At 70.7% G+C, this 19,758-nt stretch carries 12 protein-coding genes; 9 read left to right on the top strand and 3 right to left on the bottom strand.

Features of this window, described 5'->3' with window-relative positions:
- The first annotated feature begins 38 nt into the window (after nucleotides 1-38).
- On the top strand, nucleotides 39-1,607 hold the full coding sequence (locus tag ACZ4UU_RS39780; RefSeq protein WP_471908302.1) for a M1 family metallopeptidase: 1,569 nt from the start codon (nucleotides 39-41) through the stop codon (nucleotides 1,605-1,607).
- 15 nt (nucleotides 1,608-1,622) lie between these two features.
- On the opposite strand, the gene ACZ4UU_RS39775 is transcribed toward ACZ4UU_RS39780, so the two are convergent.
- From ACZ4UU_RS39775 to ACZ4UU_RS39765, 3 genes are all read right to left on the bottom strand, one after another.
- Nucleotides 1,623-2,717 carry a mechanosensitive ion channel family protein gene (locus ACZ4UU_RS39775; protein WP_471908301.1) on the bottom strand — a complete coding sequence of 365 codons (1,095 nt, stop codon included), beginning with the start codon at nucleotides 2,715-2,717 and terminating at the stop codon, nucleotides 1,623-1,625.
- A 252-nt stretch (nucleotides 2,718-2,969) separates the two neighbouring features.
- Nucleotides 2,970-3,734, bottom strand: coding sequence for a crotonase/enoyl-CoA hydratase family protein (locus ACZ4UU_RS39770; protein ID WP_471908300.1), 765 nt, complete (start codon nucleotides 3,732-3,734; stop codon nucleotides 2,970-2,972).
- A 132-nt stretch (nucleotides 3,735-3,866) separates the two neighbouring features.
- Entirely contained in the window at nucleotides 3,867-4,832 is a 966-nt protein-coding gene (locus ACZ4UU_RS39765) for a lysylphosphatidylglycerol synthase transmembrane domain-containing protein (protein WP_471908299.1), read from the bottom strand.
- A gap of 183 nt (nucleotides 4,833-5,015) precedes the next feature.
- On the opposite strand from ACZ4UU_RS39765, the gene ACZ4UU_RS39760 reads away from it, so the two are divergent.
- The 8 genes from ACZ4UU_RS39760 (at nucleotide 5,016) to ACZ4UU_RS39725 (ending at nucleotide 19,739) form a co-directional block, all read left to right on the top strand.
- Nucleotides 5,016-6,938 carry an ABC transporter ATP-binding protein gene (locus tag ACZ4UU_RS39760; protein ID WP_471908330.1) on the top strand — a complete coding sequence of 641 codons (1,923 nt, stop codon included), beginning with the start codon at nucleotides 5,016-5,018 and terminating at the stop codon, nucleotides 6,936-6,938.
- 203 nt (nucleotides 6,939-7,141) lie between these two features.
- A complete protein-coding gene (locus ACZ4UU_RS39755; protein WP_471908298.1) occupies nucleotides 7,142-11,065 on the top strand; it encodes a glycoside hydrolase family 2 TIM barrel-domain containing protein in 3,924 nt (1,307 codons plus the stop codon).
- 336 nt (nucleotides 11,066-11,401) lie between these two features.
- Nucleotides 11,402-11,842 (top strand): protease inhibitor I42 family protein, encoded by a 441-nt coding sequence (locus tag ACZ4UU_RS39750; RefSeq protein WP_471908297.1) that lies wholly within the window; start codon nucleotides 11,402-11,404, stop codon nucleotides 11,840-11,842.
- 25 nt (nucleotides 11,843-11,867) lie between these two features.
- Nucleotides 11,868-12,260, top strand: a complete 393-nt coding sequence (locus tag ACZ4UU_RS39745; RefSeq protein ID WP_471908296.1) for a hypothetical protein — start codon at nucleotides 11,868-11,870, stop codon at nucleotides 12,258-12,260.
- A 633-nt stretch (nucleotides 12,261-12,893) separates the two neighbouring features.
- On the top strand, nucleotides 12,894-13,859 hold the full coding sequence (locus ACZ4UU_RS39740; protein WP_471908295.1) for a cyclase family protein: 966 nt from the start codon (nucleotides 12,894-12,896) through the stop codon (nucleotides 13,857-13,859).
- An 84-nt stretch (nucleotides 13,860-13,943) separates the two neighbouring features.
- Nucleotides 13,944-16,880, top strand: a complete 2,937-nt coding sequence (locus ACZ4UU_RS39735; RefSeq protein ID WP_471908294.1) for a SpoIIE family protein phosphatase — start codon at nucleotides 13,944-13,946, stop codon at nucleotides 16,878-16,880.
- A 139-nt stretch (nucleotides 16,881-17,019) separates the two neighbouring features.
- Nucleotides 17,020-18,603, top strand: a complete 1,584-nt coding sequence (locus ACZ4UU_RS39730; protein WP_471908293.1) for a sugar ABC transporter ATP-binding protein — start codon at nucleotides 17,020-17,022, stop codon at nucleotides 18,601-18,603.
- Nucleotides 18,600-19,739, top strand: coding sequence for an ABC transporter permease (locus tag ACZ4UU_RS39725; RefSeq protein WP_471908292.1), 1,140 nt, complete (start codon nucleotides 18,600-18,602; stop codon nucleotides 19,737-19,739). Before ACZ4UU_RS39730 ends, ACZ4UU_RS39725 begins: the two co-directional genes overlap by 4 nt.
- Nucleotides 19,740-19,758: the final 19 nt, after the last annotated feature.

The raw sequence follows: 19,758 nt of genomic DNA, 5'->3' as shown, positions 1-19,758 counted from the left end.
CGGGCCTGACCATCCGGCCGCCCCAGCGAAAGCGGACCATGAGATATCGCAGCAGAGTGACGGCCCCCGCGGCCGCCCTGATCGGCACGGCAGCGGCCCTCACCGCCGCCCCCTCCGCCCTCGCGGCACCGACGAGCACGGGGACGTCGGCCGCCAGGACCCACGGCACTCCGGGCCCCGAGACCCTCGGCGACCCCGTCTACCCGGCCCTCGGCAACGACGGCTACCGCGTCACCGCCTACCACCTCGACTTCTCCTACGACGCCACGACGCGGCTGGTCGACGCCACCGCGACCCTGAAGATCCGCACCACCCAGGCGCTGTCCCGCCTCTCCCTCGACTCCCTCGGCCTCGACATCCGCTCCGTACGCGTCGGCGGCCGCACGGCGACGTACGAGCAGGTGGCCGAGAAGGTGCGCATCACGCCTGCACGGACGCTGCCGAACAAGTCCTGGGTGACCGTGTGCGTCGAGTACTCGGCGGACCCGCGCCGTATTCCGCAGCCGCTCACCGGCTGGGTCGACACGCTGGACGGGTTCGCGGTCTGCTGCCAGCCGAACTTGGCCCACACCGTCTTCCCGTGCAACGACCACCCCTCCGACAAGGCCGACTTCACGTTCCGCATAACCGTCCCCGGCGGCCTCAGCGGCGTGGCCACCGGCCTGCTCGAACGCACCGAGAGCCTCTCCGGCGGCCGCACCGCGTACACGTACCGCTCCCGCGAGCCCATGGCCACCGAGCTGGTGCAGATCACGGTCGGCGACTACGTGATCAAGGACCGGCAGGGCCCGCACGGCCTCCCGCTGCGCGACGTCGTCCCGGTCGCGCGCGCCGAGGCACTGGAACCGGCGCTCGCGCTGACGCCGAACCTGGTCGCGTGGCTGGAGGCGCGGCTCGGGGCCTACCCCTTCGAGACGTACGGCCTGCTGCCCTGCAACTCCGACGCCCCGAACGCCTTCGACTTCACCGGCCTGGAGACCCAGACCCTCACCATCTACAAGCCGAACTACCTGCTCCAGGAGGAGTCGAAGATCGGCTCGCACATGATGCACGAGCTGGTCCACTCCTACTTCGGCAACAGTGTCAGCCCCGCCACCTGGGCCGACCTGTGGATCAACGAGGGCCACGCCGACTTCTACGGGCTGCTGTACCGCTACGAGCGGGGCTGGCCGGACTCCCTGGGCATGACCACCATGGAAGCCCGGATGAAGGACACCTACGCGAAGGGCGACCAGTGGCGCCACGACTCGGGGCCGGTCGCGGCGCCCAACGCGGTCAACCTCTTCGACAGCCAGCGCTACCTGGGCGGCGTCCTGGTCCTGTACGCGCTGCGCAACCTCGTCGGCGAGCAGGCCTTCAACGCTCTTGAGCGGGCCTTCCTCGACCGGTACCGCAACTCCTCGGCGTCGACGGACGACTTCACTGCCGTCGCCTCCGAGGTCTCCGGCCGGGATCTGACCGGATTCCTGCGGGACTGGCTGTACGGCACGAAGACGCCGCGGATGCCGGGGCACCCGGACTGGACGGTCACCCCGGTGAACCCGTCGCTCGCCGCGCCGCACAGCCGCGAGGGCAGCCGCCACCACGAGAACTCGGCCACCCTGTAGGCACGTTCGGGCACGTCAGTCGAGGCGGACGGGAGGCATCTCGTCCGCCTCCTCGGGGCCGCGCTGCTGCGGGATCGCCAGCGTGCCCTGCTGGATCGCCACCGTGCGCGCCGGCGCCGGGATGCGGATGCCCTCCTTGCGGTAGCGCCGGTGCAGGCGCTTGATGAACTCGTGCTTGATCCGGTACTGGTCGCTGAACTCGCCGACGCCCAGGATCACCGTGAAACCGATCCGGGAGTCGCCGAAGGTGTGGAAGCGGATGATCGGCTCGTGGTCCGGCACCGCTCCCTCGACCTCGGCCATCACCTGGCCGATGACCTCGTTCGTCACCAGCTCGACATGGTCCAGGTCGCTGTCGTAGGCGACGCCGACCTGGACCAGGATCGTCAACTGCTGCTCGGGGCGCATGAAGTTGGTCATGTTCGTCTTCGCGAGCTCCCCGTTGGGGATCACGACCAGGTTGTTCGACAGGTTGCGGACCGTCGTCTGTCGCCAGTTGATGTCCTCGACATAGCCCTCCTCGCCGCTGCTCAGCCGGATGTAGTCGCCGGGCTGGACGGTCTTGGAGGCGAGGATGTGGATGCCCGCGAAGAGGTTGGCGAGCGTGTCCTGCAGGGCGAGCGCGACCGCCAGACCGCCGACGCCCAGGGCGGTGAGCAGCGGCGCTATCGAGATGCCCAGCGTCTGGAGCACCACCAGGAAGCCGATGGCCAGGATCAGGATCCGGGTGATGTTGACGAAGATCGTGGCCGACCCGGCGACACCGGGCCGGGACTGGGTGACCGTCCGCATCAGCCCGGCGATCCCGCGGGCCACCGCCAGCGTCACGACGAAGATGAGCAGCACGGTCAGGATCTGGTTGACGTTGTGCTGGACCGTCCGGGTCAGCGGAAGCGCCGCCCCCGCGGAGGCCGCGCCGCCGAGGAAGGCCGCCCACGGCGCCACGGTCCGCAGGGTGTCCACGATCAGGTCGTCGCCGCTCCAGCGGGTGCGGTCGGCGTGCTTGCCCAGCCAGCGCAGCAGCATCCGCAGCAGGAAGGCGGCGAGCAGCCCCGCGGCCACCGCGATCCCGGCGACGACCAGGTCGTCCACGGTGAGCGCCCGGTTCACCGGCCACCTCCGGAAACAAAGGCTGCGGCGAACCCCTTCGCCGACGGCCGGATGTGAAGTCTCGTCACGTTGTCACCTGCTCGATTCCGCGATGTGCCGTCGCACCGGCCACCCCATCCCCCGAGACCGGCGCGAGGGCTCATCCTGCCGTATCGGGTACACGTGTTCGTGCCAGGATCGTCGGGCGGACGGCCGCATAGGTCGCTTTCGGGCATTCTCCCCGGAACCGGCGGTGGCTTCGAGGGCGCGTTGTCACATGTCGGTGAACGACCCGTGCCGCCCCGCGCCGGAGGCGAAGCGCGCCGCGCCCTCCATGCTCTCCGTCAGCACACCCCTGCCGTGCCGGAGTTCACCCCGCATCGCGGCCGCCTCGTCCAGCCCTTCCTGGTCGAGCACCGAGGCGCGGTCGGCGCGCAGACACGCCTGCGGGAACCGCGCGATCTCGGCGGCCAGCTCCTCCGCCTCGGCGCGGGCGCGTCCGCTCGGCACCACGCGGTTGGCGAGCCCGATGTCGTAGGCCTCGCTCGCGGGTACCGCCCGGCCCGTCAGGATCATGTCCAGCGCGCGGCTCGTGCCGATCAGCCGGGGCAGCCGTACCGTGCCGCCGTCGATCAGGGGCACGCCCCAGCGGCGGCAGAACACCCCGAAGACGGCGTCCTCCTCGGCGACCCGCAGGTCGCACCACAGGGCCAGCTCCAGGCCACCGGCCACGGCATGCCCGGCGACCGCCGCGATCACCGGCTTCGACAGCCGCATCCGGGTCGGCCCCATCGGCCCGTCACCCTCCTCGGTGACCCGGTTGCCCCGCTCGGTGCCCAGCGCCTTGAGGTCGGCTCCGGCGCAGAACGTGCCGCCCTCACCCCACAGCACCGCCACCCGTGCCTCGTCGTCGGCCTCGAACTGGCGGAAGGCGGCGACGAGTTCGGCGGCGGTGGGGCCGTCGACCGCGTTACGGACCTCGGGCCGGGAGAGGACGACGGTACTGACGTGTCCCTGGCGCTCGACACGGACCGGCATGGCGGGCCCCTTTCGGTGGGTCGGACCCCGCACGTTACTGGCCGGTCACATGACCTTCCACCGCAACCGGCCGCTCAGTTCATCGTCCACCCGAACCGGCCGCTCAATTCACCGTCCACCCGAACCGTCCATTCAGATCACCTTCCACCGCACCAGCGCACCCAGCGTCAACGCCCCCGGCAGCAGCGGCAGCCACACCGTGATGATCCGGTACGCCAGCACCACCGCCGTCGCCACCGCCACCGGGCCGCCCGCCGCCACCAGCGCCAGGATCAGCGCCGCCTCCACCGAGCCGATCCCGCCCGGCGTGGGCACGAGGGCGACGGCGACGGTCGCCGCGAGGTACGCGAGCGCCATGTGGGCCGGCGGCACGTCCAGCCCCAGCGCGAGGCCGACCAGGACCAGCCCGGCCGCCTGCAGCGCCGGAAAGGCCAGGGAGCCGCCCCACAACGCCAGCGCCCGTGAGGGCCGGGTGTGGACCGAGCGCGCCTCGCCCAGCGCGGTCCGCAGGAACGACAGCACGGCGGTGCGCAGCCGGCGTACGAGCACGAAGACGGCCACGACCACGAGCGCCGCCGCCCCGATGATCAGCAGCAGCGGACCCCAGGCGCCGTCCGGAAGAAGCGGCCCGAGCCGCAGGGCGTGCGGGAAGGCGATGAGCAGCGCGGCCAGCAGGCCGACCCGGGCCACGCTCTCCGCGAGCAGATACAGCGCCAGCGCCGCCGAGGAACGGGCGAGCGGCAGCCCGCACACCGTCATGAAACGCAGATTGACCGCGCTCGCACCGAGCCCGGTGGGCAGCAGATGGTTGGCCGAGCCCGCCGCGAACTGCGTGACGAGCAGCCGCAGTGGGGGCAGCGGGTCGACCACGGCACCCTGCCGGGTCACCGCCGCAGCCACCCAGGTCAGACAGGTGACACAGGCCGCCGCGAGGAGCCAGGGCCACTTGGCCGTCGCCAGATGGCCGATGCCCTCGGCGAGCACGGCCCGGTTCCGCACCGCGACCACGACGACGAGGACGAGCGGGAGCAGGCACAGTATCCGGCGCAGCGGGAGCCGCCTGACCAGGCGTCCCGCGGGGAGTCGTACGGCTGTCACATCCGGAGAGGTTCTCCACGCCGCGCCAACGGCGGGTTGCGGCCGCGGGGACGGCGCCTTACGGACCGGCTGCGGACGGCTGCCGATCGTCGCGAAGCCGCCCATACGGCAGGGCCGGCCTGCCGCGACAGGAAAAGAATTGACCTCAACGTCGCTTGAGGTTCTACGGTCCTCTCCATGAGCATGGAGACCACAGCCTGGACACAGCTGTACAGCGTCATGAACGCCCAGCGGGAGCGGCGTCCGTTCGCCCGCGCCACGCTGCGCCGCATCGGCGCGTTCGCCCGCCCGCACCGCCGCAGGATCGCGCTCTTCGTCGTGCTCGGGATGATGACCGCCCTGCTCGCCGTCGCGACCCCGGTACTCGCCGGTCATGTCGTCGACGCGATCGTGACGGGTGACGACGAGGGCACCGTCGTCCGCCTGGCCTTGCTGATCGCCCTTATCGCGCTCGTCGAGGCAGCCCTCGGGATCCTCGCCCGGCGGCTGTCGGCCACCCTCGGCGAGGGACTGATCCTCGATCTGCGGACGGCTGTGTTCGATCATGTGCAGCGCATGCCGGTCGCGTTCTTCACACGTACTCGTACGGGAGCGCTCGTCTCCCGACTCAACAACGACGTGATCGGCGCCCAGCGCGCCTTCAGCAACACCTTGTCCGGCGTGGTCAGCAACCTCGTCACCCTGCTGCTCACGGTCGCCGTCATGCTCACCCTGTCCTGGCAGATCACCCTGCTCGCCCTCGTCCTGCTGCCGGTGTTCGTGTTCCCGGCCCGGCGCATGGGCCACCGCATGGCCGGGATGCAGCGGGAGGCGGCCACCCTCAACGCGGCGATGGGCACCCGCATGACCGAGCGCTTCTCGGCCCCCGGCGCCACACTCGTCAAGCTCTTCGGACGCCCGCAGGAGGAGTCGGAGGAGTTCGCGAGCCGGGCCGGGCGGGTGGCGGAGATCGGCGTCCGGACGGCCACCGCCCAGTCGGTGTTCATCACCGCGCTCACCCTGGTGTCCGCCCTGGCCCTCGCCCTCGTCTACGGCCTCGGCGGCTGGTTCGCCCTGCGCGGCACGCTGGAGCCGGGTGCCGTCGTCTCGCTGGCCCTGCTGCTGACCCGGATGTACGCGCCGCTGACCGCGCTGGCCGGCGCCCGCGTCGAGGTCATGAGCGCCCTGGTCAGCTTCGAGCGGGTCTTCGAGGTGCTCGACCTCAAGCCGCTGATCGAGGAGAAACCGGACGCGAGGAAGGTCCCGGACGGCCCGGTGTCGGTGGAGTTCGACGACGTCCGCTTCGGCTACCCGTCCGCCGACAAGGTCTCCCTCGCCTCCCTGGAGGAGGTGGCGACCCTCGACACCCGCGGCGGCGCCGAGGTGTTGCACGGCATCTCCTTCCGCGCCGAACCCGGACAGACCGTCGCCCTGGTCGGCTCCTCCGGCGCCGGCAAGTCGACCGTCGCCCAGCTGCTGCCGCGTCTCTACGACGTCGACGAGGGCGCCGTGCGCGTCGGCGGCGTGGACGTGCGCGACCTGAGCGCCGAGTCCCTGCGCTCCACCCTCGGCATGGTCACCCAGGACGGCCACCTCTTCCACGACACCGTCCGCGCCAACCTGCTGCTGGCCCGCCCCACCGCCACCGACACCGAACTCTGGGACGCCCTGGGCCGCTCCCGACTCGACGATCTCGTCCGGTCCCTGCCCGACGGCCTGGACACCGTGGTCGGCGAGCGCGGCTACCGGCTCTCCGGCGGCGAACGCCAGCGCATGACCATCGCGCGGCTGCTGCTGGCCCGCCAACGCGTCGTCATCCTCGACGAGGCCACCGCCCACCTCGACAACACCTCGGAGGCCGCCGTCCAGGAGGCCCTCACCGAGGCGCTTCGGGGCAGGACCGCGGTCGTGATCGCCCACCGGCTGTCCACCGTGCGGTCGGCGGACCTGATCCTGGTCGTCGAGGCCGGCCGGATCGTCGAACGCGGTACGCACGACGCGCTGCTGGCGGCCGGGGGACGCTATGCGGAGCTGTACCGGACGCAGTTCGAGCAGGGGCCCGGCGGGAGGGCGGAGGTCGCGGCCGAAGTCGCGGCAGAGGTCGCCTCGGCAGGGGAGGCCGCGTAGCGAGCCGCGGGCGGGGGACGGCCGGGATTCGGCCAACGTCGACGGCAGGACCCGTCAGGAACACACAAACATCGACAGCATCATTGCTTCGCGTGTGTTCACATCCTAGTGTGCGTCCGGTTTCCCAACAGCACCGCACAGGATCTGACGTTCCCTCAAGCCACACAGTGCTCGCGCTCTGCCGTCCCGAGGAAGGCCACGTCATGCCGCACGCTCCCGAGTCTCCTGTCGGCCACGCGTCCCACCCCCACGGTGTGCCCGTCAGCCGGCGCCGTCTCCTGGAGGGCGGGGCCGCCGTCCTCGGCGCGCTCGCCCTGTCCGGATCGTCCGCCGCGGCGGTGCAGGCGGCCGACGGGGCCGGCAAAGCGGCCGACTCCCCGGAGTGGAACGGGCACATCGACCTGTTCGAGGTCGGCGCCGAGCCGCCGCACACCACGCTGATGCCCTACGCGGACGTCAGACAGGCCCTGGCCGCCGACCGCACCCGCTCGCCGTACCGCCTGAGCCTCGACGGCAAGTGGAAGTTCGCCTACGCGGACCGGCCCGACGACCGCGACGCCGACTTCTACCGCACCGACGTCGACGACCGCGACTGGGACACCATCCCGGTCCCCTCGGTATGGCAGTTGCACGGCTACGACTTCCCGATCTACGTCAACATCACGTACCCCTACTGGGGCCCCAACGGCCTCGGCGAGGACCCGCAGCCGCCCGCCGCGCCCACCCGCTACAACCCCGTCGGCCAGTACAGGCGCACCTTCACGGTCCCGAAGGACTGGTCGGGGCGGCGCACCTTCCTGCACTTCGAGGGCGTCAAGTCCGCCCACTACGTGTGGATCAACGGCGAGTTGGTGGGCTACAAGGAAGACTCCTTCACCCCCGCCGAGTACGACATCACCAAGCACCTCAGGCCCGGCACCAACCAGATCGCGGTCGAGGTGTACCGCTACTCCGACGGCGACTGGCTGGAGGACCAGGACATGATCCGGCTGAGCGGCATCTTCCGCTCGGTCTACCTGTACTCCACCCCGGTCGTGCACTTGCGAGACTTCAAGCTCGACACGCCCCTGAGCGACGGGTACAAGGCGGCCGCCCTGTCGGTGACCGCGAGCGTGCGTGCCTACGCGGATGACGGCGCCGGGCGGTACACCGTCGAGACGCAGCTGTATGACGCGGCGGGGCACCCGGTCTGGTCCCGTCCTCTCCAACAGCGTGTCGACGTGGGCGCCGTCGGCGAGGACGTGACCGTGCGGGCGGAGAAGGACGTCCCCGCTCCGAAACTCTGGTCGGCCGAGCACCCCTGTCTCTACACGGCCGTCCTGCGACTGCGTGATCCGGCCGGAAGGCTGATCGAGACGCTGTCCCACCGCGTCGGTCTGCGCGAGTTCGCGCTCAGGGACGGCCTGATGCGCATCAACGGCAAACCCGTCTCCTTCCGGGGCACCAACCGGCACGAGATGCACCCCGACCGCGGCATGGCGCTCACCCGCGCGGACATGGTCGAGGACATCGAGGTCATCAAGCGGATGAACATCAACAGCGTCCGCACCTCGCACTACCCGAACAACCCGCTGTGGTACGAACTCGCCGACGAGTACGGCCTCTACCTGGTCGACGAGACCAACCTGGAGACCCACGGCATTCGCGGCGAGTACCCGGGCAACCACGCCGACTGGTCCAAGGCATGCGTGGCCCGTGCCCAGAACATGGTCCACCGCGACAAGAACCATGCCTGCGTGGTCATCTGGTCGCTCGGCAACGAGGCCGGCGGCGGCAGCACCTTCGTCGCGATGCGCGACTGGATCAAGTCGTACGACACCACGCGCGTCGTCCAGTACGAGGGCGACGACCGGCCGACGATCAGCGACATCCGCTCGGAGATGTACGACAGTCCCTCGCGCGTCGAGTCCCGGGCGAAGGACACCGCCGACACCCGGCCGTACGTCATGATCGAGTACTCCCACGCGATGGGGAACTCCAACGGCAACTTCAAGAAGTACTGGGACCTGATCCGCCGCTATCCCGTCCTCCAGGGCGGCTGGATCTGGGACTTCGTCGACCAGTCGCTGAGCTGGCCCACCCCGGTGCGCCAGCAGTTCACCGAGGCCGGCCCGGGTTCCCTGCGCGGCGAGATCCTCGCGCCGAGCGGCACCTTCGACCGTGCCGAAGGCGTGTCGGGCGGCACGGTCTTCGCCCGCGACCCGAGCCTCGACCTCACCGGTTCCCTCACGCTGGAGGCGTGGATCACCCCCAGGATCCTCGGCTACCACCAGCCGATCATCGCCAAGGGCGACACCCAGTACGCCCTGAAGCAGTCCGACAACAAGCTCGAGTTCTTCATCTACGGCGGCGGCCAGTGGGTCACGGCGAGTTGGCCGCTGCCCGACGACTGGACCGGCACCGAGCATCACGTCGCGGGCGTGTTCGACGCGGACGCGGGCACACTCACCCTCTACGTCGACGGAGCGGTGAAGGCGACCCGCACCACCACCCAGAAGCCCGCCAAGAACACCGCCTCCCTCGCGCTCGCCACCGACATGGACAACCCCAGCCGGGAGTTCAGCGGCACTGTTCGGCGCGCCCGCGTCTACGCCCGCGCCCTGAGCGCCGCCGAGCTGTCCTCCGACAGCCGTCGTCCCGGTGACGACGCAGTGCGCTTCTGGTTCGACGCGGCGACGGTCGCGGTCACCGAGAAGCGGCCGAAGGCGAAGACGTTCTTCGCGTACGGCGGCGACTGGGGCGACAACCCCAACGACTTCAACTTCGTCGCGGACGGCATCGTCACGGCCGACCGCCGGCACACCGGCAAAGCAGCCGAGGTCAAACGCATCTACCAGGCGATCAACGCCGCCCCGGCGACCGGCGACCGGCTCGCCCCCGGCGCGGCCGTCACACTCACCAACGAGAACCTGTTCACCAACCTCCGTGAGTTCGACGGCCGTTGGGCGCTCCTCGCCGACGGCCGGGTGGTGCAGCGCGGGAAGCTGAACCGCGCCCAGCTGGACGTCGCGCCGCTGTCCGGCAAGGACGTCACCGTGCCCTTCAAGGTGCCGGGCAATCCGGAGCCGGGCACCGAGTACTTCCTGGAACTCTCCTTCACCACGAAGGAGACGACGAAATGGGCGAAGGCCGGCTTCGAGGTGGCCAAACAGCAACTCGCCGTCGACGCGGGCAGCCCGGCGGTGACGCCGCTGCCGCTGGACGGGGTCCCGGCGCTCACCTACGAGGACGGGGACGAGGCGGTCACGGTCCGGGGAGAGGGCTTCTCCGTCGCCGTCGACAAAAAGAGCGGCGTCATCACGTCGTACCGGGTCCGCGGCGCTCAGCTGATCGCCTCCGGTCCCGCACCGAACTTCTGGCGGGCGCCGACGGACAACGACAAGGGCAACGGCCAGCACGTCCGCAACCAGACCTGGCGTGACGCCGGCGCGGAACGCAAGGTCAGCGGCGTCGGGGTGCGCGGCCTGCGGGACAGGGCAGTCGAGATCAAGGTCAGCGGCACACTGCCGACGACCACGGAGTCGACGTACACCACCACCTACACGGTCTTCGGCAACGGTGAGATCAGGGTCGACAACACACTGCATCCGGGCGCGGCCTCGCTGCCCTACATCCCCGAGGTCGGCACCCTCCTCTTCCTGCCCGGCCGCCTGGAGCGGCTGCACTACTACGGGCGCGGCCCCGAGGAGAACCACTGGGACCGCAACAACGGCACCGACGTGGGCCGCTACTCCGGGACCGTCTCCGGGCAGTGGGAGCCCCACATCCGCCCCCAGGAGAACGGCAACAGGACCGACGTCCGATGGGTGGCCCTGACCGGCCGCGACGGCCGTGGGCTGTTGGTCTCGGGTGAGCCCTTCCTGGAGGTCAGTGCGTCGCACTTCACGCCGGAGGACCTGTCGGTGGGCGCGCGGCACGACTACCAGCTGACGCCGCGCGACGAGGTCGTCCTACGGCTCAGCCACCGGCAGATGGGAGTGGGCGGCGACAACAGCTGGGGCGCCCACACCCACGACGAGTACAAGCTGTTCCCGAACCGCGACTACTCCTACACCTACCGGCTGCGCCCGCTGACCGACCTCGACAAGGCGACGAGGCTGTCACGCAGGCCGACCGCCGTGCGGTGACCGACGCGACCGGGGTCCCGGCAGGCCGCCGGGACCCCGGTCAGTACTCTGGGCGCGCCCGTGCACACAGGGCCCTTGATCTGGCGACCAGGCAGGGAGGCGAACACTCGGAGCGCCCCGTGCCGCGTTCGTGCCACGGTCCCCTGCTACATTGCGCCCTCAAGATCATAAAAGCGGGGGTCGGACATGACCGTGCACGGGCACGCGACTTCGCCGGTGACCGGCAGGCAGCGGCAGAGGTCCCGGAGAGCGCCCGGCGCCAACTGGCCCACCGGGTGCGGGTGCCCAGGGCGAACCACCAGGGCGCCGAGCACGCCTCCATCCGCGCCGATCCCCGTGAAACGCAGCCACCGCCTGTCCACCGCCCTGACCGTGCCGCTGACGGTCGTGATGCTGTCAGGGTGCGGCTTCTTCGGCCCGGAGACGTTCGGGGCCGAAGACCGGTCCATCGAGGTGGACACGGGCGACGTGTTCGAGCTGACGCTCCCGGCCAACCCCTCGATGGGCCAGGACTGGAGCATCGCGCGCCCCGGTCCCGACCGTGCCACAGTGCGCCAGGAGGGCGGCAGGGAGGACGACTTCGAGGACGACGGCGGTGCCGTCGGGGGTGGGGACGGTACGCAGACCTTCACCTTTGAGGCCGTTGCCGCGGGCACCACGAAGATCAGAATGAGCTACTGCGTGCTGGGCGTCTGCCCCGACGGCGACGCCCGCACCGCGACGGGCAGCCCCGGCAACGACCCGGCGTACTTCATCTTCACGGTCACCGTGCGATGACGGAGACGACGCAACGGAGGTACCGATGAAGCCGCGCAAGACCGGCGAGGAGTCGGTGCGGGCCGACGTCGCCATGCTCCTGCGCTACGGCATCGGCGCCCAGGGCCCACGCCGTACCGCTTTGTCCGCTGACGGAGCCGTGTGCGCCGCGGTCGCGCTCGACCACCTCGGAGTCCAGCCCCGCTCGGTGGCGTTCCTCGGCAGGACCGTCCGCGACGGTGGCACCGGCTACACCGCCCGGCTGCCGGAGCTGCTGCCCGAGCCGACGCCCTCGGACCTGGTGCGCGGCTGGCTGGAGACGGTCACCGGCAGATCGTCCTGCGGGCGCAGGCAGGGACCCTTCTCACAGGACCGGAGCGATGTTCCTCACAGCCGTCGACTTCGGCGCGTGCCGCGGTACAGTGAGGAACGCCCTTGACCTGCACAAAGCAGGCAGGGAGCCGTCTTTTCAGGAGTCCAAAGTGCTGCGTACTCTGTTCAAGTCCAAGATCTAACGCTTGGTCATCTCTGCAGGTCAGAGGCGTGATAGCCGAGTTGAGGTCAGCAAATGGTCAGCATCGGACGCAGTGGCGTCCTGGCGTTGCTGACTTTCGTGATGGGCCGTCAGTTCCCGGGTGGTGGCTTTCCGGGCATGTGCGCAGGTGGCGACCAGAAGAAGCCCAAGTCGCGAGCGCCGGGGCGGCCGCGCATATCCGGGGGTGCCGAGCCATGGTCAGAGGTTTTTGACGGAAGTGACCTGCCTGCGCGTGGTCGATGCCTCTGATGTCAGGCTCTTCCGGCTACTCCGGCACGCTACGGCCGCGTCGAGGTTTGAGTGACGGCCTCGGCTCAATTGAACGCGGGTATGACTTCCTGGATGCACTTTCAGAGCCGCCCCAAGACCACCCTCCCTGAATGTGCGAAGCTGGTTTTCTGATCACGAGGAAGAAGCTTTTCCGTGTCACGGCGTCGAGGCCACGACGTCAGCCGGGTGCACGCCCCCGGAGGCCCAATCTGTGTCGCGCCCGGTGACGCCCTGCCGTCGGCGCCGTTCCGAGGCTGGGAGCGGTGAATGCAGATGAGCTTCGATGCCCCGAACCCCAAGCCGACCGGTGCCGACAACGGGCCGGCCGTCTCCCGCCGGGAGTTCGACGCGCTCTTCGACGCGGTTCGCGCATGGGGTCGCTGGTCCCCGGCCGACCGTGGCGCCTGGAACCGTGTCACCGCGGACCTTGTGCGGGAGGCCGGGGCCGGCGTGCGGTCAGGGATCGTCGTCCCGCTGGCGCTGCCCTGGAACACCCGACCCGGTCCCGGCAACCGCAAGCCCGCCCTGCACCACATGACCGACCTCGGTGACGTGGGGGCGCCGGAACCCTCCACCCACAAGGACTTCATCGCCGCCGACTACCACGGCAAGGGCATCACGCATCTCGACGCGCTGTGTCACATCGCCTACCGGGGGCAGCTCTACGACGGGCGCACGGCACACGAGGTCGTCGGTGCCGCAGGCGCCCGCTTCGGTGCGGTGTCGACGCTCGGGCCCCTCGTCACGAGAGGCGTGCTCCTCGACCTCCCCGCCGTGCTCGGGATCCCCTGGCTGGAGCCGGGGCAAGCGGTGCACGCCAAGGACATCGTTGCTGCGGAGAAGGCGCTCGATGTGACGATCGGCGAGGGCGACGCAGTACTGCTGCGCTCCGGGCACGTCCGCCGCCGCGAGGAGCTCGGTGCCTGGGACCCCGACACGGCGAGCGCGGGATTTCACGTGGACGCCGTGCCGCTGCTGGCCGAGCGTGGCATCGCGCTGCTCGGCGGAGACGGCGACAGTGATGTACGACCCTCGCCCGTGGACGGTGTGCACTCGCCGGTCCACGCCCTGGCCTTGGCCGCGATGGGGGTGCCGCTGCTGGACAACCTGGACCTGGAGGAGCTCTCCGCCGCCACTGCCGAGGCGGGGCGGAATGAGTTCCTGCTCGTCGTGGCGCCGCTGAACGTACCGGGAGGGACGGGCTCGCCCGTCAACCCGGTCGCGGTCCTGTGACAGAGCCGGTCCGGTTACCGTGCGTGAGGAACCTTGCGAATCATGACTAGTGTCCTGGTGCCGCTAATGCCCGTATCCTCGTCAATGCCAGATATTTCCGAAGAGTGGATTGTCGAAGGCGTGAGACGAAGCGTGGATCGGTCCGGCGGCGAACCGATACCGGCGAGGCGTGCGACAGGCGGCACGGGGCCCGCCCGTTTCCGCGAGCGGTTTCTGCAGGGTGATCCGGTCGGGGCGGGTGTGCGAACCTCGATCCTGAATTCCTGGCAGCGCTGCCGGACCCTGGGGCTGTCGCCGGACCAGACCGACCTTCCCTACCGGGCGGATTTCGATCCGGACGGACGGATGGTCCACGCAGCCGTGCCGGTGCTCGACCGCCTGCAGTCCACATTCGCCGGCAGCGCGATGAACATCTCCGTCGCCGATGCGAGCGGGACGGTGCTCCTGCGCCGTTTCGGAGAGGCGTCGCTGGCCAGAACTCTGCCGGCCATCCAGAGCGTCCCGGGGTTCGTGTTCGCCGAGCAGGTCGCCGGTACCAACGGCATCGGTCTTGCCCTGGCGGAGCGGCAGCTCATCCGGGTCTATGGTGCTGAGCACTTCGCCGAGCGTTCCCAAGGCAGCGCCTGCCGCGCGCTTCCCCTCCGCGACCCCCTCAGTGGCCGCATCGAGGGCGCTCTGTGCTTCGGCTATCCCCGCAGCGCCGATAATCCGGCGCTGGACGCCGTGATACGCAAGGCGGCCGAGGCTATCGAGCGGCGGCTGCTGGGGCAGAGTTCCGCACGTGAGCGCGCTCTGCTTCGGGCCTACCGGGCCACCGGAGCCGAGGCCGCTGCAAGCCTTCAGCATCGCATCGGGGTGGAGGAACTGGCCCTGGAGCTACACCCCCGCGACCGGGCGATCCTCATGGAGAAGGCCGCCGAGTTGATCTCCCGCGCACAGCGGGCCGCCGTCGACGTGCCCCTGCCCGACGGCCGACGGGTCACGCTCGTGAGCCGCCTGATGACGAGTGTCTCCGGAGTGGAGGGCATCGCCGTCGAGGCCGTTCTCCCCGGCCCCGCACTTCGCGCGCCTCGCGCCATCCCGCACCAGGTCGACGAGCCGCTGGGCTTCCCCGCCGAACCTGCCGTCGCCTCTGTCCTCCCGCTCTCCGGGGCCGTTCCCATCACCGTGGCATCCGGGCATCTCTCCCTCATCCCACCGTCCGGGCAGGATCCTCCCGAGACGGCACCCGGCCGGCCCGCCGTGGCCGGCGAGGGCCGCACTACCGCCGACACCGACGGCGTGACGGACGATCGGCCCGACTCCCCGCCCTCCGCCAGGGGACTCGTGATGGTGGGGGAGCCGCACGTGGGGACGTACGCCCTGGCCGCGCGGCGCCGCCTGGAGTTGCTGTCCGAGGCCAGCGTCCACATCGGCACCACCCTGGACGTGCGCCGCACGGCCCGGGAACTCGCCGAGACTGCGGTGCCGCGACTGGCCGACTTCGTCACCATCGACCTGCCCGAGGCCGTACTGCGCGGTGAGGAGTCCGCCGATCCACGCAGTGACCTGCGCCGTGCGGTGGTTCACGGCATTCGCGACGGCTGTCCCTTCAGCCCGGTGGGCAAGCGCATCGACTACCGCCCGACGGCGCCGCAGACGCGGTGTCTGATGAGTGGGCAGGCAGTGCTGGAACCGGACCTGCAGGCCGCCGCTGGGTGGCTCGCACAGGACCCCGAGCACTCCGAACAACTGCTGAGCCACGTCCACTCCCTCATCGCGGTGCCCCTGGTCGCCCGCGGCGTCGTGCTGGGGGTCGCCGGTTTCTATCGGGCGGAGGATCCCGCCCCCTTCGGAGACGACGACCGCTCGCTGGCGCAGGAGCTCGCCACCCGCGCCGCGCTGTCCATCGACAACGCCCGCCGCTACACGCGCGAACGCACCATGGTCCTGGCCCTGCAGCGCAGCCTGCTGCCGCACGGACAGCCCGACCAGGACGCCGTCGAGGTCGCCCACCGTTACCTGCCCGCCGAATCCGACGTCGGGGGAGACTGGTACGACGTCATCCCCCTGTCCGGCACCCGCGTCGGCCTCTTCGTCGGTGACGTCGTCGGCCACGGTTTGTTGTCCGCCGCCACCATGGGCCGGGTGCGAACCGCCGCACGCAGCTTCGCCGAGCTCGACTTTCCCCCCGACGAGGTCCTCACCCACCTCGACAACCTCGTCGGACGCCTGGACCGGGAGGAGCCCGCCGCCGAGGGCGCCGGCATCATCGGCGGGACCTGTCTGTACGCGATCTACGACCCGACCTCGCAGCAGTGCACCATGGCCCGCGCCGGCCACCCCCCGCCCGCTCTGGTCCGCCCCGACGGCACGGTGTCGTTCCCCGACCTGCCCGCCGGGCCCCCGCTCGGCCTCGGAGGTCTGCCCTTCGAAGCCGCCGAGATCCACCTCCCCGAAGGCAGCCAGCTGGTCCTCTACACCGACGGACTCATCGAGGACCGGCACCGCGACGTCGACATGGTCCTCGATCAGCTGCGCGAGGTCCTGGCCCACCCGGAGCGCGGACCCGACGAGACCTGCCAGGCGGTCCTCGACACCGTGGCGCCGCCCCACCCCTACGACGACATAGCCCTGCTCGTTGCCCGCACCCATGCCCTGGACCCGGGGCGGATCGCCACCCGGGATCTGCCCGCGGATCCGGCCCTCGTCAGCGAAGTCCGCTCCTTCGCCACCCGGCAACTGGCCGACTGGGGGCTCGACGAGGTCGCGTTCACCGCTGAACTGATGCTCAGTGAGCTGGTCACGAACGCCATCCGCCACGGCGCGGGGCCCATCCGGGTACGGCTGCTCCACGACCGCACCCTGATCTGCGAGGTCTCCGACACCAGCAACACCGCCCCACACCTGCGCAGGGCAGCCACCACCGACGAGGGCGGTCGCGGCCTGTTCCTCGTCGCCCAGCTGGCAGAGAGCTGGGGCACGCGCTACACACCGGAGGGCAAGGTCATCTGGGCCGAATGCGGGCTCGACGCCGTCTGAGGGACTGAAGAGCAGGGTGGCCCACTGGCCCGTTGGAGTCACAGAGAGCAGCAAAATGCCTGAAATGCCGTGATGTTCCCGGCTAGGCTCACTGACGCAAGTCGGGAAGAACTCACCAGTCCGACCCCCGGAGATGTCCGTGCACGATGCTCACGACACCTCTGCGCAGGCGGTCCCACCCATCGGGGCGGGGCCCCTGGTCCGTATCCGCGGGCTCTCCAAGCGGTTCGGCGGGACCCTCGCGCTGGCCGGGGTCGACCTCGACGTCCACACCGGTAGCGTCCTCGCCCTCCTCGGTCCCAACGGAGCCGGAAAGTCCACGCTCATCAAGGTCCTCGCCGGCGTCCACCACGCCGACGCCGGGCAGATCACCGTGGCCGGGCAGCCGCTGGGCAGCCATGCCGCCTCCGGGAGCATGTCCTTCATCCACCAGGACCTCGGCCTCGTGGAATGGATGACGGTCGCCGAGAACATCGCCCTGAGCACCGGGTATCCGCGCCGCGCCGGACTGATCTCCTGGCGGCGGACCCGAGAGCGGTGCACCGAGGCACTGGCGATCGTCGCCGGACATCTCGATCCCGACGCCCCGATCGCCCACCTACCCCCGGCCGAGCGCTCCCTGGTCGCCATCGCACGAGCCCTGGCGGCACGGGCGCAGCTCATCGTCCTCGACGAACCGACCGCCCGCCTCCCGGCCGCCGACTGTGCCCGGCTGTTCCGCGTCCTGCACGCCCTGCGCGACCGGGGGCACGGCATCCTCTACGTCAGCCACCGCCTGGACGAGGTGTACGAGGTCGCCGACACCTTCGCCGTCCTGCGCGACGGCCACCTCGTCAGCCACGGCTCCCTGGCGGACCGCACCCCGGCCCGCCTGGTGCACGACATCATCGGCGAGGAACTGCCCGACCTCCCCCACTCTCGGCTTCGCGCGAGCGGGGGGACCCTCACCCCCGCCACGGCCCCGGCCGGCGGCCCGGCCGTCCTGACCCTCGACGGCGTACGGACAGCCGGTACAGGACCGGTGGACCTGGAGCTAAGGGTCGGAGAAGTCCTCGGTCTGGTCGGCCTCTCGGGCGCCGGACACATGGCCCTGGGGCGAGCCCTCGCGGGTTGCCGGCCCCTTCTCGGCGGACGCGCCGTCCTCGGCGGCCGCCCGTACAGTCCGCGCACGGTCGCCGACGCCGTCGGGCTCGGTGTCGCCTTCGTGCCCGGTGACAGGCAGCGTGAGGGCTGCCTCGACGAGCTGACCGTAAGGGAGAACCTCCTGGCCAACCCCCGCGCGGGAGGCCGGTCGGCGCCGCGCTGGATCAGTCCCCGCAGCGAACGCGGCGAGGCCACCACTCTGATCGAACGGTTCTCGGTGCGTCCCCGCGACAGCGAGGCGCCCATCGCCACCCTGTCGGGCGGAAACCAGCAGAAGGTCATGATCGGCCGGTGGCTCCGGGTGGAGCTGCGCCTGCTGATCCTCGAGGAACCGACGGCGAGCGTGGACATCGGTGCCAAGGCCGCGATCCACCGCCTGCTCGACGAGGCGCTGGCCGCGGGCCTCGCCGTCCTCCTCATCTCCACCGACTTCGAGGAGGTCGCGGGGGTGTGCCGACGTGCTCTGGTCTTCGTCCGCGGGACCGTGGCAGCCGAGCTGAGCGGTCCGGCTCTCACGGTCGCGGGGCTCACCCGGGCGGCCTCGGCCATGCCCCCCTCCGGAACCGCGACGAACCCGTGACCGCCCCGCCCTCCCCGTCCTCGCCCCGGAGGCAGCCACGTCGACCGGGCCTGCTGAGCCGACTCGGCCGACTGGCCGGGCCGGGCCGACCCGGCGGGCACCTCATCGGCGCATACGGCCTCCTGGTCCTTACCGCCCTGCTCTTCCTGATCTTCTCCCTCGCTCTGCCGCGTACCTTTCCCACCCGGGACACCGTCGACTCGATCCTGTCCAACCAGTCGATCCCGGCCATCCTCGCGCTCGCCGCCATGGTCCCCATCGTGACCGGCGCGTTCGACCTCTCCATCGGCTACGGCCTCGGCCTGGCGCACGTCATGGTGATGCAACTCGTCGCGGTCAGCGGGTGGCCCTGGCCGCTCGCCTGCCTCGCGGTGATCGTCGGAGGGGGCGCCGTGGGCGTCCTCAACGGTGTCATCGTCGAGTTCGGGCGGATCGACTCGTTCATCGCCACGCTCGGGACCGGCAGCATGCTGTACGCGCTGACCGGCTGGATCACCGACGGCGGCCGGATCGTTCCCGGCCCGGGGGGCCTCCCGGCCGCCTTCACCGACATCTACAACTCCACGTTCCTCGGCCTTCCGGTCCCCGCCTTCTACGTGCTCGCGCTCGCGGCCGCCCTCTGGCTGGTGCTCGAGCGGCTGCCGCTCGGCCGGTACCTGTACGTCGTCGGGGCCAACCCGCGCGCCGCCGACCTCGTCGGCATCCCGATCCGCAAGTACACCGTCTACGCCTTCGCCGCATCGGGGCTGATCGTCGGCTTCGCCGGCGTGCTGCTCGCGGCCCAGCAGCAGATCGGCAATCCGAGCGTCGGCCTCGACTACCTGCTGCCCGCCTTCGTCGGCGCCCTCCTCGGCTCCACCGCGATCAAACCCGGCCGCCCCAACGCCATGGGCACGGTGGTCGCCGTCGCCGTCCTCGCCGTCGGCCTCACCGGCATCGGGCAGATGGGCGCCGACTTCTGGACGATCCCGTTGTTCCACGGTGGCACCCTGCTCCTCGCCGTCGGCCTGGCCGGTTACGCCGCTCGCCGCCGGCTGCGCACCGGTGCCGTCGCGGCCCGCGATTCGCCCGCCGGGACCCCTGAGCCGCCGTCATCCCCGAGGCAGGAGGACGGCCCGTCGGGCAGCACTCCATGACCCACGCCCTGGCCGGCAT

The sequence above is a fragment of the Streptomyces sp. NPDC028907 genome (assembly GCF_055564995.1).
This window is presented reverse-complemented; position numbering and strand designations above follow the sequence as displayed.